The sequence below is a fragment of the Streptomyces sp. NPDC031445 genome (assembly GCF_055581365.1).
Genome location: NZ_JBVIJO010000004.1, coordinates 96784 through 111373, shown reverse-complemented (window position 1 = coordinate 111373; position 14590 = coordinate 96784). Strand labels below are relative to the sequence as shown.

The 14590-nt window shown below is 73.5% G+C and carries 13 protein-coding genes; 2 read left to right on the top strand and 11 right to left on the bottom strand.

The annotated features are described in order from the left end of the window. Positions 1-73: 73 nt before the first annotated feature. The 11 genes from htpX to ACZ5DC_RS13155 form a co-directional block, all read right to left on the bottom strand. Complete coding sequence (gene htpX, locus ACZ5DC_RS13205) at positions 74-937, bottom strand: zinc metalloprotease HtpX (RefSeq protein ID WP_468652250.1); 864 nt, start codon at positions 935-937, stop codon at positions 74-76. A 189-nt stretch (positions 938-1126) separates the two neighbouring features. Then, positions 1127-2644, bottom strand: a complete 1518-nt coding sequence (locus ACZ5DC_RS13200) for an NADH-quinone oxidoreductase subunit N (protein WP_468652248.1) — start codon at positions 2642-2644, stop codon at positions 1127-1129. Beyond that, positions 2641-4269 (bottom strand): complex I subunit 4 family protein, encoded by a 1629-nt coding sequence (locus tag ACZ5DC_RS13195; RefSeq protein ID WP_468652246.1) that lies wholly within the window; start codon positions 4267-4269, stop codon positions 2641-2643. The genes ACZ5DC_RS13200 and ACZ5DC_RS13195 overlap by 4 nt, the downstream gene beginning before the upstream one ends. Positions 4270-4275: 6 nt before the next feature. Further along, complete coding sequence (locus ACZ5DC_RS13190; protein ID WP_468652244.1) at positions 4276-6270, bottom strand: NADH-quinone oxidoreductase subunit 5 family protein; 1995 nt, start codon at positions 6268-6270, stop codon at positions 4276-4278. Continuing rightward, positions 6267-6656 (bottom strand): NADH-quinone oxidoreductase subunit NuoK, encoded by a 390-nt coding sequence (gene nuoK / locus ACZ5DC_RS13185; protein WP_171153742.1) that lies wholly within the window; start codon positions 6654-6656, stop codon positions 6267-6269. The genes ACZ5DC_RS13190 and nuoK overlap by 4 nt, the downstream gene beginning before the upstream one ends. Further along, positions 6656-7252, bottom strand: coding sequence for an NADH-quinone oxidoreductase subunit J family protein (locus ACZ5DC_RS13180; RefSeq protein WP_468652241.1), 597 nt, complete (start codon positions 7250-7252; stop codon positions 6656-6658). The genes nuoK and ACZ5DC_RS13180 overlap by 1 nt, the downstream gene beginning before the upstream one ends. After that, complete coding sequence (locus ACZ5DC_RS13175) at positions 7249-7809, bottom strand: NuoI/complex I 23 kDa subunit family protein (protein ID WP_468652239.1); 561 nt, start codon at positions 7807-7809, stop codon at positions 7249-7251. The genes ACZ5DC_RS13180 and ACZ5DC_RS13175 overlap by 4 nt, the downstream gene beginning before the upstream one ends. A gap of 2 nt (positions 7810-7811) precedes the next feature. Next, positions 7812-8780, bottom strand: coding sequence for a complex I subunit 1/NuoH family protein (locus ACZ5DC_RS13170; protein ID WP_468652238.1), 969 nt, complete (start codon positions 8778-8780; stop codon positions 7812-7814). Further along, complete coding sequence (locus ACZ5DC_RS13165; RefSeq protein ID WP_468652236.1) at positions 8777-10174, bottom strand: NADH-quinone oxidoreductase subunit C; 1398 nt, start codon at positions 10172-10174, stop codon at positions 8777-8779. The genes ACZ5DC_RS13170 and ACZ5DC_RS13165 overlap by 4 nt, the downstream gene beginning before the upstream one ends. Continuing rightward, the gene (locus ACZ5DC_RS13160) at positions 10171-10776 is read right to left on the bottom strand and encodes an NADH-quinone oxidoreductase subunit B (RefSeq protein ID WP_468652234.1); all 606 of its coding nucleotides are present in this window, start codon (positions 10774-10776) and stop codon (positions 10171-10173) included. The genes ACZ5DC_RS13165 and ACZ5DC_RS13160 overlap by 4 nt, the downstream gene beginning before the upstream one ends. Then, positions 10767-11186 carry an NADH-quinone oxidoreductase subunit A gene (locus ACZ5DC_RS13155; protein WP_225811474.1) on the bottom strand — a complete coding sequence of 140 codons (420 nt, stop codon included), beginning with the start codon at positions 11184-11186 and terminating at the stop codon, positions 10767-10769. The genes ACZ5DC_RS13160 and ACZ5DC_RS13155 overlap by 10 nt, the downstream gene beginning before the upstream one ends. Positions 11187-11384: 198 nt before the next feature. Between ACZ5DC_RS13155 and ACZ5DC_RS13150 the strand changes: the two genes are divergently transcribed. Beyond that, entirely contained in the window at positions 11385-12629 is a 1245-nt protein-coding gene (locus tag ACZ5DC_RS13150) for a sensor histidine kinase (protein ID WP_468652231.1), read from the top strand. 255 nt (positions 12630-12884) lie between these two features. Continuing rightward, positions 12885-14210, top strand: coding sequence for a sensor histidine kinase (locus ACZ5DC_RS13145; protein ID WP_468652229.1), 1326 nt, complete (start codon positions 12885-12887; stop codon positions 14208-14210). Positions 14211-14590: the final 380 nt, after the last annotated feature.

Here is a 14590-nt window from a genome sequence, read left to right as displayed (position 1 = left end):
CAGCCTCAGGGTTTTGCGCGGATTATCGGGTGGGGAACGACGGCCGCCTGCTCGACGAATACGGATGCGGTCTTCACCGGTCGCCGCCCGCCATCTTCTCGAGCCGGGCGATGCGCTCCGCCATCGGCGGGTGCGTGGAGAACATCTTGGACAGCCCCTGGCCGGGGCGGAAGGGATTGGCGATCATCATGTGGCTCGCCGTCTCGATCCGGGGCTCGGGGGGCAGCGGCAGTTGCCGGGTGCCCGTCTCCAGCTTGCGCAGGGCGCCGGCCAGGGCGAGCGGGTCGCCGGTGAGCTGGGCGCCGGAGGCGTCCGCCTCGTACTCCCGCGAGCGGCTGATGGCCAGCTGGATCAGGCTGGCGGCGAGCGGGCCGAGGATCATGATCAGCAGCATGCCGAACAGGCCGGGGCCGTCGTCGTCGTCCGAGCGGCCTACCGGGATCAGCCAGGCGAAATTGACCAGGAACATGATCACGGAGGCGAGCGCGCCGGCGACCGAGGAGATGAGGATGTCCCGGTTGTAGACGTGGCTCAGTTCGTGGCCGATGACGCCGCGCAGCTCCCGCTCGTCCAGCAGGCGCAGGATGCCCTCGGTGCAGCAGACGGCCGCGTTGCGCGGGTTGCGGCCCGTGGCGAAGGCGTTCGGGGCCTCCGTCGGCGAGATGTACAGCCGGGGCATCGGCTGGCGGGCCTGCGTGGACAGTTCCCGCACCATCCGGTAGAGCGCCGGCGCCTCGAACTCGCTGACCGGGCGGGCGCGCATCGCGCGCAGGGCCAGCTTGTCGCTGTTCCAGTACGCGTACGCGTTCGTCCCCAGAGCGACCAGGACCGCGACGACGAGTCCCGCGCGGCCGAAGAAGCTGCCGATGACGATGATGAGTGCGGACAGTCCCCCGAGGAGTACGGCGGTCCTGAGCCCGTTGTGCCGGCGGTGCACGGTGCGTCCTCCAAGTCGTGCAGCTGGGGAACACTCTGATCCAGTGGACCCTCCCGCTGGTGACAACGCCAGGCGACGGCCCCGAGTTCCCCGGTGCGTACGGCGGAGCGGCGCGGCCGTACGGGTGACGTGCGGGTTCGGCCACGCGCGCGTGCCGGCACGAGTGCCCCCCGCGCGCGTGACGACTCCTCAGAACAGTCCGACGGCCGCGAAGCGGAGGACGAGCTGGGGTGCCCCGGAGAGGGCGACGGCGAGGACCCCGGTGACGGCGAGGGCCGCGGTGACGGGCGCCGGGACGCGGTGCCGGGCGGGCTCGCCCTCGGGTGCGCGGAACAGCAGGGCCGTCCACTGGAGGTAGTAGAAGAGGGCGATCACGACGTTGACGGCCATGACGACCGCGAGCCAGCCGAGGCCCGCGTCGACGGCCGCCGAGAACACGGTGACCTTGGCGAACAGGCCGATGACGCCCGGCGGCAGCCCGGCCAGGCACAGCAGGAAGAAGGCCAGCAGGAGGGCGCTGAGCGGGTTGGTGGCGTACAGGCCCCGGTAGTCGCTGATCCGGTTCAGGGCGCGGCCGCGGCCCACCAGGGCGGCCACCGCGAAGGCGCCGAGGTTCACGGCGGCGTACATCAGGGCGTACGCGACCGTGGAGCCGATCGCCTTCTGGGCGTCCCTGGAGTACCCGGCGGCGGCGATCGGCACCAGCAGGTAGCCGGCCTGGCCGACGGAGGACCAGGCGAGCAGCCGTACGGCGCTGTACGCGCGCGTGGCCTGCTGGCGCAGGGCCGCGACGTTGCCGACGGTCATGGTCAGGGCGGCCAGGGCGGCGAGCGCGGGCCCCCAGACGTCGGCGTACGACGGGAACGCGACGACCGTGACGAGGATCAGGCCGGAGAAGCCGACGGCCTTGCCGACGACGGACAGGTAGGCGGCGACGGGCAGGGGCGCGCCCACGTAGGTGTCCGGCACCCAGAAGTGGAAGGGCACGGCGGCCGTCTTGAAGGCGAAGCCGACGAGGGTGAGGACCACACCGGCCTGGGCGAGGGTGTGCAGCTGTCCGCCGACGTGCGGGAGGCGCTGGGCGACCTGGGTGAGGTAGAGGGTGCCCGTGGAGGCGTAGACGAAGCTGATGCCCATCAGGCTGACCGCGGTGGCGGTGACCGAGGACAGGAAGAACTTCAGGGCGGCCTCGGAGGACCGCTTGTCGCCGTGCCGGATGCCGACCAGCGCGAAGGCCGGCAGGGAGGCGACCTCCAGGGCGACGATCAGGGTGGCCAGGTCCCGGGAGGCCGGCAGCAGGGCGGCACCGGCCGCGGAGGACAGCAGCAGGAACCAGAACTCGCCCGCGGGGACGCGCCGCCGGTCGTCGTCCAGGTGGGTGACGGACAGCAGGGCGGCCAGCAGGGCGCCGCCCAGGACCAGGAACTGGATGACGAGGGTGAAGCGGTCGGCGGTGTAGCTGCACGCGCGCGCGGGGCCGGTGAGGCAGAAGGTGCTGCGGTCGCCGTCCAGGAGGGGCAGGAGCAGCAGGGCCGCCGCGGCGAGGCCCGCGACCGAGATCCAGCCGAGCACGGCCTTGCGGGCCTCCGGCAGGAACAGGTCGGCGACGAGGACGGCCAGCGCCACGACGGCCGCGAGGGCGGGCGGGGCGATCGCGAGCCAGTCGACGGACTGGACCAGCGACTCGGCAAGCGGCTGGGCGCTCATCGGGTGCCTCCTGCGAGGAGCTGCTGCACGGCCGGGTCGGTCAGGCCGAGCAGCGCCTTCGGCCACAGTCCGGCGAGGACGGTGAGGGTGACGAGCGGGGTCCAGGCGGCGAACTCGTACCCGTGGACGTCGGCGAGCTTCGGCACCTCGCGCTCCGCGCCGCCCATGCAGACGCGGCGGACCACGATCAGCATGTACGCGGCGGTCAGCAGGGTGCCGAACGCGCCGATCGCCATGAAGGTGAGGAAGGCGGGGCGGCTGAGGCCGGCGGCGGGCCGGAACGCCCCGAACAGGGCCAGCATCTCGCCCCAGAACCCGGCGAGTCCGGGCAGCCCCAGGGAGGCGACGGCACCGAAGGCGAGCAGACCGCCGAGGCGCGGGGCCCTGCCGTACAGGGCGGCGCCGGTCTGGAACCGATCCGGCGCGGCGGAGCCGCCCGGTGAGGGGCGGCGGCCGGGCGACGGGTGGGCGAGGGCGTCGAGGTCGGTGGTGCCGGTGCGGTCCTTCAGGGCGCCGACCAGGAAGAACAGCAGGCCGGTGATGAGGCCGTGGGCGATGTTGGCGAACAGGGCGCCGTTGACGCCGGTCGGGGTCATGGTGGCGATGCCGAGCAGGACGAAGCCCATGTGGCCGACGGAGGAGTACGCGATGAGGCGCTTGAGGTCGCCCTTCGCGCCCCGCTTGGCGAGGGCCAGGCAGGCCAGGGACCCGTAGACGATCCCGACGACGGCGAACGCGGCGATGTACGGCGCGAAGGTGTGGAAGCCGTGCGGCGCCACCGGCAGCAGGATGCGGACGAACCCGTACGTACCCATCTTCAGCAGGACGCCGGCCAGCAGGACCGAACCGACGGTCGGCGCGGCGGTGTGGGCGTCGGGCAGCCAGCTGTGCAGCGGCCACATCGGCGCCTTCACCGCGAGCCCGATCCCGATCGCCAGAACGGCGATGACCTGCACGGACGCGGTGAGTGACCGGCCGTTGTCAGTGGCGAGTGCCACCATGTCGAACGTGCCCGCCTTGATGCCGATCAGGAGCAGGCCGAGCAGCATGACCACGGAGCCGAGCAGCGTGAACAGGATGAATTTCCACGCGGCCCGGGTCCGGCCCTCGCCGCCCCAGCGGGCGATGAGGAAGTACATCGGGATGAGCACCATCTCGAACGCGAGGAAGAACAGCAGCAGGTCGAGGACGGCGAAGGTCGCGAGGGTGCCGGACTCCAGCAGGAGCAGCAGGGCGACGAACGCCTTCGGGGACGGGCCCGACGGCGGCTTGGAGTAGGAGTAGAGCGCGCAGAGGAAGGTCAGCAGCGTGGTCAGGACCAGAAGGGGGAGGGAGATGCCGTCGGTGCCGAGGTGGATCCGCACGTCGAGTGCGGGGATCCAGCTGATGTCGGTCGTGGCCTGCATCTTCGACGGGTGGTCGTGGTCGAAGCCGAGCGCGAGGACGATCGCGGCGATGAGGACCGCGCCGGTCACGGTCACGCCGTGGCGGAGCACGGCCTGCTCGGGCGACTTCCCCTTCAGTCCGGGCGGGGCGGGGAGGAGAGCGGCGACGGCGCCGAGGAGCGGGCCGGCGACGACGAATGCCAGAAGGAACTGCATCACGGACTCGTTGATATCGATCACGCCTGCTCACACTCCCGTGGCGACGAGGAGGACGGCGACCGCGAGGACGACGGTGCCGGCGAGCAGCGCGCTCACATAGGTCTGCACGTTGCCGGTCTGGGCGCGCCGCACGGCGGCCCCGAGCAGCCGGGGCAGGGCGGCGGCGCCGTGGACGTAGGTGTCGACGACCTCGCGGTCGAGGAACCGGACGAGACTCGCTCCGGCCTGGACCGGGCGGACGAACAGCGCCGAGTACACGGCGTCCAGGTGGAAGCCGGCGGCCGCGTGCCGGTGCAGCGGGCCGAGCAGCGGCCGTGCCGGGTCCGCCGGGTCGGAGGCGTAGGCGATGTCGCCGTAGGCCGGCTCGTGGGAGGCGATGGCCTCGGCCTCGACCAGTCCGGCGTCCTCCTCGGGGTGGGCGGCGACCGCGCCGAGCGGGACGCGGGCGGCGAGCGCGGCCGTGCGCTGCCAGGCGCCGTAGGTGACCAGCCCGCCGGCCAGGGCGAGGCCTGTGCCCAGGACCGAGGTGAGCAGGGTGGGGGTCAGGGCGCGGCCGTCGAACCAGCCGGGCAGCGCGCGGTAGGCGAGCCCGCCGAGAGCGAGGGAGGGGACCGCCAGGACCCAGAGCACCACGGTCATCGTCAGCGGCTGGCGGCCGTGGTCGGGGGCCTCGGCGCCCCGGCCGCGGAAGGCCAGCAGCCACAGCCGGGTGGCGTACGCGGCCGTCAGCACGGCGGTGACCAGGCCGGCGACGAGGACGATCCAGCCGGCCGCGCCGGGGGCGTGCTCGGTGTGGCCCGAGGTCACGTGCTCGGCGGCGCCGAGGACGGACTCCTTGGAGAAGAAGCCGCTGAAGGGCGGGATCGCGGCCAGGGAGAGCAGCGCCACCGTCATCGTCCAGTAGGCGTCCGGGATGCGGTCGCGCAGGCCGTGCATGCGGGACATGGCGGCCAGCGAGTTGGTGCCGGCGGCGTGGATGACCACGCCGGCCGCGAGGAACAGCAGCGCCTTGAAGGCGCCGTGCGTGAGGAGGTGGAAGACGGCGGCACCGCGGTCGCCGACGGCGAGGGCGCCGGTCATGTAGCCGAGCTGGCCGATCGTCGAGTAGGCGAGGACGCGCTTGATGTCGTCCTGGGCGAGCGCGGCGAGACCGGAGCCGGCCATGGTGACGGCGGCCATGACGGCGAGGACCACCATCGCGGCCCGAGAGGCTTCGAAGAGCGGGAGGAGACGGGCGGTGAAGTAGACACCGGCGGCGACCATCGTCGCGGCGTGGATCAGCGCGGAGACGGGCGTCGGGCCCGCCATCGCGTCCGGGAGCCAGGTGTGCAGCGGGAACTGCGCCGACTTGCCCGCGACGCCCGCGAGCAGCAGCAGCGCGATCACCGTCGGGTGGCCGATGCCGCCGCTCGCGACGGCCCCGAGGACGCGGGTGATGCGGAACGAGCCGGCGTCGGCGCCCAGCGCGAACAGGCCGATGAGGAACGGCACGTCGCCGAGCTTGGTGACCAGGAAGGCCTTCAGGGAGGCGGCGCGGGCCTCGGGGGTCTCCCAGTAGTGGCCGACCAGGAAGTAGGAGCAGATGCCCATGACCTCCCAGCCGACCAGCAGAACGATCAGGTCGCCGGAGTAGACGACCAGGAGCATCGCGGAGGTGAACAGGGAGACGAGCGCGGCGTACGAGGGGTAGCGCGGGTCGTCCCGCAGGTAGCCGGTGGAGTAGATCTGCACGCAGGCCGCGACGAACGCGACCAGGACGGCGACGAGCGCGGCGAAGCCGTCGATGTGCAGGGCCAGCTCGATCGGCACGGATCCGGTGGGCGTCAGCTCGGTGTGGGCGTCGACGGCCGCGTCACCGCCCTGCCGCGCGGCGACCAGCGCGGCCAGCACCAGGGAGGCCAGCGGCGGCAGCACGGCGAGCGGGCGGACGAACCCGGGGGCGGTGCGGCCGAGGAGCAGGCCGGCCGCGGCGCCCAGGAACGGCAGGAGGGGGACGAGGACGGCGAGGGTGGTCGTGGTCACGCGGTGGCCTCAGCCTTCCCGGCCGCGGGGGTGCCGGGGCCCTCGGTGCCGGGACCGGCGGCGTCGGGGCCCTCGGCGGTGTCGCGGAGCTTGTCGATGTCGGAGGTGCCGCGGTTGCGGTGGACGGCGAGCACGATCGCCAGGCCGATGCCGATCTCGGCGGCGGCGATGGCGATGGTGAACAGGGTCAGGGCCTGGCCGGAGTGCAGGGTCTCCTTCGCGGCACGGCTGAGCCAGACGTCGAAGGCGACCAGGTTGAGGTTGACGGCGTTGAGCATCAGCTCGACCGACATCAGGACCAGGATCGCGTTGCGGCGGGCGAGGACGCCGTACAGGCCCGTGCAGAACAGGAGGGCTGAGAGTACGGCGGGGTAGGCGAGGTGCATCAGCGGGCGCCTTCCTTCCCGGGGGCCGCGGGGCCGGCGTCGGCCCTGGCCTTGCGGGACAGGACGATCGCGCCGACCAGCGCGGCGAGGAGCAGCACGGACAGGGCCTCGAAGGGCAGCACCCAGTGCCGGAACAGGCTCGCGCCGGTGACCTCGGTGGTGCCGGCGGCCGGGCCGTCCAGGTCGATCCAGGTGGCCCTGAAGGCGTCGACGACCACCCACACCAGGGCGACGGCGGCGGCCACCGCGACCGTGAGGGCGGCCCAGCGGTTGCCGGAGTCGGCGTCCGGGGAGCGGCCGATGGGGGCCTTGGTGAGCATGAGGCCGAAGAGGAGGAGGACGACGACGGAACCGACGTAGATCAGGACCTGCACCCAGGCGATGAACTCGGCCGTGAGGAGCAGGTACTCCACGGCGAGGCCGCCGAGCGCGACCACCAGCCACAGGGCGGCGTGCACCAGCTGCCGGGTGGTGACGGTGACCAGCGCGGCGCCGAGGGTGACCAGTCCGACGAGCAGGAACGCGATCTCGACGCCGGTCGGGGACAGGAAGCCCGGTGTCGCGGAGGCGGCCACCGTGGTTGCGGCGGGGGTCACGACTCCCCCTCCCGCGGCTCGGCCGGCAGCGCCTGGGCGGCGGCCAGCTTCTCCGCGGTCTTGCGGGCGGCGGCGATCTCCTTGGGCTCCTCCGCGCCGGGGTCCAGGGCGGGCGGGGCCGGCACGGTCCACATCCACTCGCGGAGCTTGTCCCGCTCGTGGGTGAGGTCGCGGATGTCGGTCTCGGCGTACTCGAACTCCGGTGACCAGAACAGGGCGTCGAAAGGACACACCTCGATGCAGATGCCGCAGTACATGCACAGGGAGAAGTCGATGGCGAACCGGTCGAGGACGTTGCGGCTGCGCTCGCGCCCGCCGGGGGCGGCGGGCGGGACCGTCTCCTTGTGCGAGTCGATGTAGATGCACCAGTCCGGGCACTCCCGGGCGCACAGCATGCAGACCGTGCAGTTCTCCTCGAACAGGCCGATGACGCCGCGGCTGCGGGGCGGGAGTTCGGGCAGGACGTCCGGGTACTGCTCGGTGACGTGTTTCCTGGTCATCGTGCGGAGGGTGACGGCCAGGCCCTTGGCGAGGCCGCTACCGGGAAGGGGGGCCATGGTTAGCTGATCACCACCTTGACGATGCCGGTGAGGGCGATCTGGGCGAGGGAGAGGGGGACGAGGAGGGTCCAGGACAGCTTCTGGAGCTGGTCCTCGCGCAGCCGCGGGTAGGTGACGCGGAGCCAGATGACGAGGAAGGCGAGGATCGCGGTCTTCAGCAGCGTCCACAGCCAGCCCAGGCCGTCGTGGCCCCACGGCCCGTGCCAGCCGCCGAGGAAGAGGACGGTGGTCAGGCCGCACAGGACGACGATCCCGGCGTACTCGGCGAGGAGGAAGAGCGCGAACCGCAGCCCGGTGTACTCGGTGTACGCGCCGAAGATGATCTCCGAGTCCGCGACGGGCATGTCGAACGGCGGGCGTTGCAGCTCGGCGAGTCCGGCGACGAAGAAGACGATCGCGCCGACGATCTGCCACGGCAGCCACCACCAGTGGAAGGCGTGCACGATGCCGGGCAGGGAGACGGTGCCCGCCGCCATCGCGACCGAGGCCGCCGCCAGCAGCATCGGGAGTTCGTAGGCGAGCAGTTGGGCGGCCGTGCGCAGGCCGCCGAGCAGGGAGAACTTGTTGGCGCTGGCCCAGCCGGCCATCAGCGAACCGAGGACGCCGACGCCCATCACCGCGAGCACGAAGAACACGCCGGCGTCCAGCACCTGGCCGACGGCGCCCTCGCCCGGGCCGATGGGGATGGCCAGGAGGACGAGGAGGTACGGCAACAGGGCGACGGCGGGGGCGAGCTGGAAGACGCGGCGGTCGGCGCCCGCCGGGACCACGTCCTCCTTCTGCGCGAACTTCACGCCGTCCGCGATGAGCTGGGCCCAGCCGTGGAAGCCGCCGGCGTACATCGGTCCGAGCCGGCCCTGCATGTGAGCCATCACCTTGTGCTCGGTCTGGCCCACGATCAGCGGGAAGGTGAGGAAGACGACGAAGACGACCACGAGTCGCAGGGCGACGTCCCACGCGCCGTTCACTGCGGGCCTCCGGCGGGGTCGTCGGGGGTGGTCGGGTCGTGCTCGGGGGCGTCGGGGCGCGGCTCGGGGGCGCGTGCCTGCTCCGCCTCCGGCTCCGGTGCCGGTTCCGCGGGCCGCTCGGGTTCCGTGGGCCGCTCCGGCCCGGTTGCCTTCCGCGGCTCCGGTTCAGCAGGGGTCTCCGGCTCGGCGAACGCCGGGCGGGCGTGATGCCACGGGGCGTCGGAACTGCGCGGGGCGGTGCCGCGGCGGGCGGGGCGGGTGGCGCCGGCCGGCTCCGTCGGCTCCGTCGGCTCCGTCGGTTCCGTCGGTTCCGTCGGTTCCGTCGGTTCCGTCGGTTCCGTCGGGGAGGGTTCCGGCGCCGTCGCGGGCCGCTGTGAGGCCGAGCCCTGGGAGGCGCTGCGGGCGCGGCGCGCCCGGGCGGGTGCGGGCGTCGGGCCGGGCTCGTAGGCCACCGAGGCCTCGGCGGCCGGCCCTTCCGCGGGTCCCTGCGCCGCCGCCCGGGTGGCGTCGCCCTCGGCCGCGGCCTGCTCGCGCGTCGCCGCGTCCTCGGCCGGCGCCGCCGCCTGGCTCACCGAGCCCTGGCTCGCACTCCGCATCCGACGCGGCCGACCGGACGCACCGGCACCGGCACCAGCACCAGCACCGGCACCAGCAGCCTCCCCGGCCCCGCCCGCGGCAGCGGCAGGGGCTGCGGCCTGGCTGGCCGAGCCCTGGGAGGCCGAGCGGACGCGCCGTACCGGACGCTCCCCCGCCGCGCCTGCCGCGGCACCTGCCGCCGTGCGGCCCGCCGCCGCCCTCGCCGGGCGGGCCGGGGCGGGCGGGAGCTGGCCCTTCAGGGGGCCCCACTCGTTGGGGTCGGGGACGCCGGGGGGCAGCATCTGCCGGCGTTTGGGGCCGCCGTGCTCGGACTCGCCGGGTTCCTTCGCGCCCGGCCAGGCCTTGGCGACGCGGGCGGCGAGGACGAAGTCCTTGCGGAGGGGATGGCCCTCGAAGGTCTCCGGGAGGAGGAGGTGCTCCAGCCCGGGGTGGCCCTCGAAGACGACGCCGAACATCTCGTGGGTCTCGCGCTCGTGCCAGGCGGCACCGGCGTAGACGCCGACGGCGGAGGGCAGGGCGGGGGCGTCGTGCGGCACGGTCGTGCGGACGAGGAGCCGGCGGACCGGGTGCAGGGCGACGACGTGCGCGCAGATCCGGAAGCCGGTGCCCGGCTCGTCGACCGCGCTCAGCCAGTCGAAGTAGGTGCAGGACAGGGTCGTACGGGCCGTCTCCAGGGCGGTGAGCCAGGCGGACGGCGGTACGTCCACCGTCAGGACGTCGTAGGACTCCTCGGCCGTGGCCCCCGTACCGAAGAGTTCCTCGGCGGGGGCGGGCAGCCAGCCGGCGGCCGTGCTCATCGCGGGTCCTCCTCACCGGCCGGCGCCGGGGGCCGCACCAGGCCGCTCTGGAGGGCGGCGGCGGACGGCCGGGCGGGCCCGCTGCCGTACCGCTCGCCCAGCGACTCGCGGGCGATCTTCTCCTGGAGCTTGAGGATGCCCTGGAGCAGCGCCTCGGGGCGCGGCGGGCAGCCGGGGACGTAGACGTCGACGGGGATGATCTGGTCGACGCCCTTGGTCACCGAGTACGAGTCCCAGTAGGGGCCGCCGCAGTTGGAGCAGGCGCCGAAGGAGATGACGTACTTGGGTTCCGGCATCTGCTCGTACAGGCGCTTGACCGCCGGGGCCATCTTGTCCGTCACCGTGCCCGAGACCACCATCAGGTCGGCCTGGCGGGGGCCCGGCGCGAACGGGATCACGCCGAGGCGGATGAAGTCGTGGCGGGCCATCGACGCGGCGATGAACTCGATCGCGCAGCAGGCGAGGCCGAAGTTGAACACCCAGAGCGAGTAGCGGCGGCCCCAGTTCAGGACGACCTTCATCGGCTCCGGGGCGAGGCGGGCGAGCGCGCCCAGCCTCTTGGGCTCGGGCAGGTACACGGGCTCGGCGGGGTTCACGTCCATGCCAGGACGCCCTTCTTGTATGCGTACAGCAGGCCGACGGCGAGGAAGCCGAGGAAGACGAACATCTCCACCAGGGTCGCCGCGCCGTAGCCGGGGGCGGCGAAGACCGTCGCCCAGGGGAACAGGAAGATCGAGTCGACCGCGAAGATCACGTACAGGAAGGCGTACACGTAGTAGCGGACCTGGGTGTGGGCCCAGCCCTCGCCGACGGGGTCGACTCCGCATTCGTAGGTCAGGAGTTTCTCCGGTGTCGGCACGACCGGACGCAGCAGGCGGCCCGCGCCGAAGGCGACCGCGACGAAGAGCACGCCGATGAGGGCGAGCAGTCCGACCACCGAGTAGGACCGGAAGTAGCCGGCCGCGACGACGTTCACCGCGGCGTACGACGAGTCCCCCAACGTCTCCCGCACCGTCCGTCCCTCGCTCCCTGACCTCGTTGACCTCGTTGACCTGTACGCACGGGAGTCTAGGCCCTGATAAAGAACCGGTAAGCAGCCCGTCAGGCCGTGAGACAGCCGGTACCCGGGATGGGGTGGGGTTTTCCCCCGGCGGCGGAGGGCGGCGTACCGCATGGCGTGGACGGTGCCGGGCACGGCAGGCTGATCAGCATGACCGCTCCCAGCCCCGCCGCCGACCGGACCGGCGGCACCGACGAACGTGACGGCCGTGCCGGTGACCGAGGACACGGCGGACACGGCGGACACGACGGCCCGCACCGGCTGCCGCCGCCCCGGCCGGCCTATGAGGCGCACACCTGGAAGGAAATCGCGTATCTCCTGCTGAACCTGCCGGTGGCGCTGTTCGGATTCACGTACGCGGTCACCGTGCTGGTGGCCGGCGGCGCCCTCACCCTCACCGTGATCGGTCTGCCGCTGCTCGCACTGTCCCTGCTGGGCGCGCGGCAGCTGGGCAAACTTGAACGGGCCCGGGCCCGCAAGCTGCTCGGGGTGCGGGTGGAGGAGCCCTCGCCGCTGCCGCTCGCCAAGGGCGGGGGCCCGGTGCAGCGGCTGTGGATGGCGCTGAAGGACCCGGTGGGGTGGCGCACGATGCTGTACGACGCCGTCCGGCTGCCCTGGGGCATCCTCACCTTCTGCACGGTGCTGGTCTCGCTGTTCGTGCTGTGGCCGCTGCTGCCGTACCTGGCGCGGGGCATGGCGAACCTGGACCGGGCGATGGTGCGGGGGCTGCTGTCGCCCTCGGACGAGCTGGAGCGCCGCATCGCGGAGCTGGAGTCCGACCGCGGGATCGTGGTGGACACGGCGGCGGCGGACCTGCGCCGGATCGAACGGGACCTGCACGACGGAGCCCAGGCGCGGCTGGTCAACCTGGCCATGGGGCTGGGCCTCGCCAAGGAGAAGCTGCTGGAGGACCCGGACGCGGCGGCGGCGATGGTGGACGAGGCGCACGGCGAGGTGAAGCTGGCCCTCCAGGAGCTGCGGGACCTGGCCCGGGGCATCCACCCGGCCGTCCTCACCGACCGCGGCCTGGACGCGGCCCTGTCGGCGGTCGCCTCCCGCTGCACGGTGCCGGTGACGGTGACCGTGGACCTGCCGGCCCGGCCGGCGGCGGCCATCGAGGGCATCGCCTACTTCACCGTCTCCGAGCTGCTCCAGAACATCAGCAAGCACAGCGGCGCCCGGTCCGCCTCCGTCGACGTGTGGCGCTCGGAGGACCGGCTGCTCATCCAGGTCCGGGACGACGGCCGGGGCGGCGCCCGGCTGGACGGGGGCAGCGGGATGCGGGGCCTGGCGGACCGGCTGGGCGCGGTGGACGGCCTGTTCGTGGTCGACTCCCCCGCGGGCGGCCCGACGGTGGTCACGGCGGAGCTGCCCTGGCGGGACCGGCAGGAGTAGCCCCGCCGCACCTGGCCGGCGGCCGCGGCGGCACGCGCGCGTGAGACGAGAAAGACGCCTCACGCGCGCGTGGCCGCGTTTCCGGACCGGGCGACCGCGGCGCCCTCCAGGGCACTACGGCTGGGCGGAGCGCGGGGGTGGGGAAAACCCCCCGCTCAAGACGCCGACGTACTCCATGTCCCGGGAGGGCCCGGCGGACGACCCTGGAGGTACGGCTGGAACCGCCGCCGGAACGAGGAGAACGGGACGACACCGATGGTCACGGACTACGGACAGGGACACGCCACCCGCAGCGAGCCGCGGCACCGGCTGCCCGCCGGGCTGCGGGCGCCCTTCGAGGGCCGCAGCTGGCGCGAGTTCGGCTACGTGCTGCTGAGCCTGCCGGTGGCGGTCGTCCTGTTCAGCTGGACGGTGACGATGGTCGCGCTCGGCGCGGGCCTGCTGGTGACCTTCCTCGGCATCCCGGTGCTGGCGGCGGCGCTCGCCGGCTGCCGGGGCTTCGGCGTGCTGGAGCGGGCGCGGGCGCGCGGCCTGCTGGACCTGGAGGTGACCGACCCGGAGCCGCTGCGGCCGCGCAAGCAGGGTGCGGCGGCCTGGATGGGCGCGGTGCTCAAGAGCGGCGCCTCCTGGCGGCACGCGCTGTACGCGCTGGTGCAGTTCCCGTGGGCGGTGTTCTCGTTCTCGGTGGCGGTGACCTTCTGGTCCTGCGGCTGGGCGCTGCTGAGCTATCCGCTGTGGTTCTGGGTGTTCCCGGCGTACGCCGGCGAGGGCGGGATCCAGCTCTACGGCGACGGCCACCACAGCGTCTATCTCGACAACCCCTTCGAGATCACCGTGACCGCGCTGGTCGGGCTGGTGTTCACCCTGGCCACGCCCTGGCTCGTACGGGCCCTGACGACCGTGGACGGGCTGCTCGTGCGCGGGCTGCTCGGCCCGTCGCGACTGTCGGCGCGGGTGGTGGAGCTGGAGTCGGACCGGGGGGTCGTGGTCGACACGGCCGCCGCCGATCTGCGCCGCATCGAGCGGGACCTGCACGACGGGGCGCAGGCCCGGCTGGTGAACCTGGCGATGGACCTGGGGCTGGCGAAGGAGAAGCTGCGGGAGGACCCGCGGACGGCGGCGCGGATGGTGGAGGAGGCGCACGGCGAGGTGAAGACGGCACTGCAGGAACTGCGGGACCTGGCCCGGGGCATCCACCCGGCCGTGCTCACCGACCGCGGCCTGGACGCGGCTCTGTCGGCGGTCGCCTCCCGCTGCGCGGTGCCGGTGCGGGTCGAGGTCGACCTGCCGGCCCGGCCCGCGCCCGCGATCGAGGGCATCGCCTACTTCACCGTCTCCGAGCTGCTCCAGAACATCAGCAAGCACAGCGGCGCCCGGTCCGCCTCCGTCGACGTGTGGCGCTCGGAGGACCGGCTGATGCTCCAGGTGACCGACGACGGCGTGGGCGGCGCCGACGCGTCCCGGGGCTCCGGGCTGGCCGGTCTCGCCGCCCGCCTGGACGCGGTGGACGGCATCCTCATGGTGGACTCCCCGGCGGGCGGCCCCACCCGGGTGATCGCGGAACTCCCCTGGCGCGGCTGACCCCCGAACGGCCCACAGCCGGAACGGCGCCACGCGTGGGCGCTCCGCGCGGCAGAACGGCGGCACGCCTGGGCGCGGGGGCGGCGGTGCGGGGGCACTCCTGGCGGCTGAACAGGCGGCACGCCCGAGCGCCCCGCGCGGCAGAACGGCGTAGCGGCGCAACTCGCTGGGCAGAGCGGTGACACGCCTGACCGACGGAACGGCGCCACGCGTGGGCGCTCCGCGCGGCAGAACGGCGGCACGCCAAAGCGCCCGCACAACCGAGGCGGTACGCCAAAGCCCGCCCGCGCGGCAGAACGGCGGCACGCCTGGGCGCGGGGGCGGCGGTGCGGGGGCACTCCTGGCGGCTGAACAGGCGGCACGCCCGAGCGCCCCGCGCG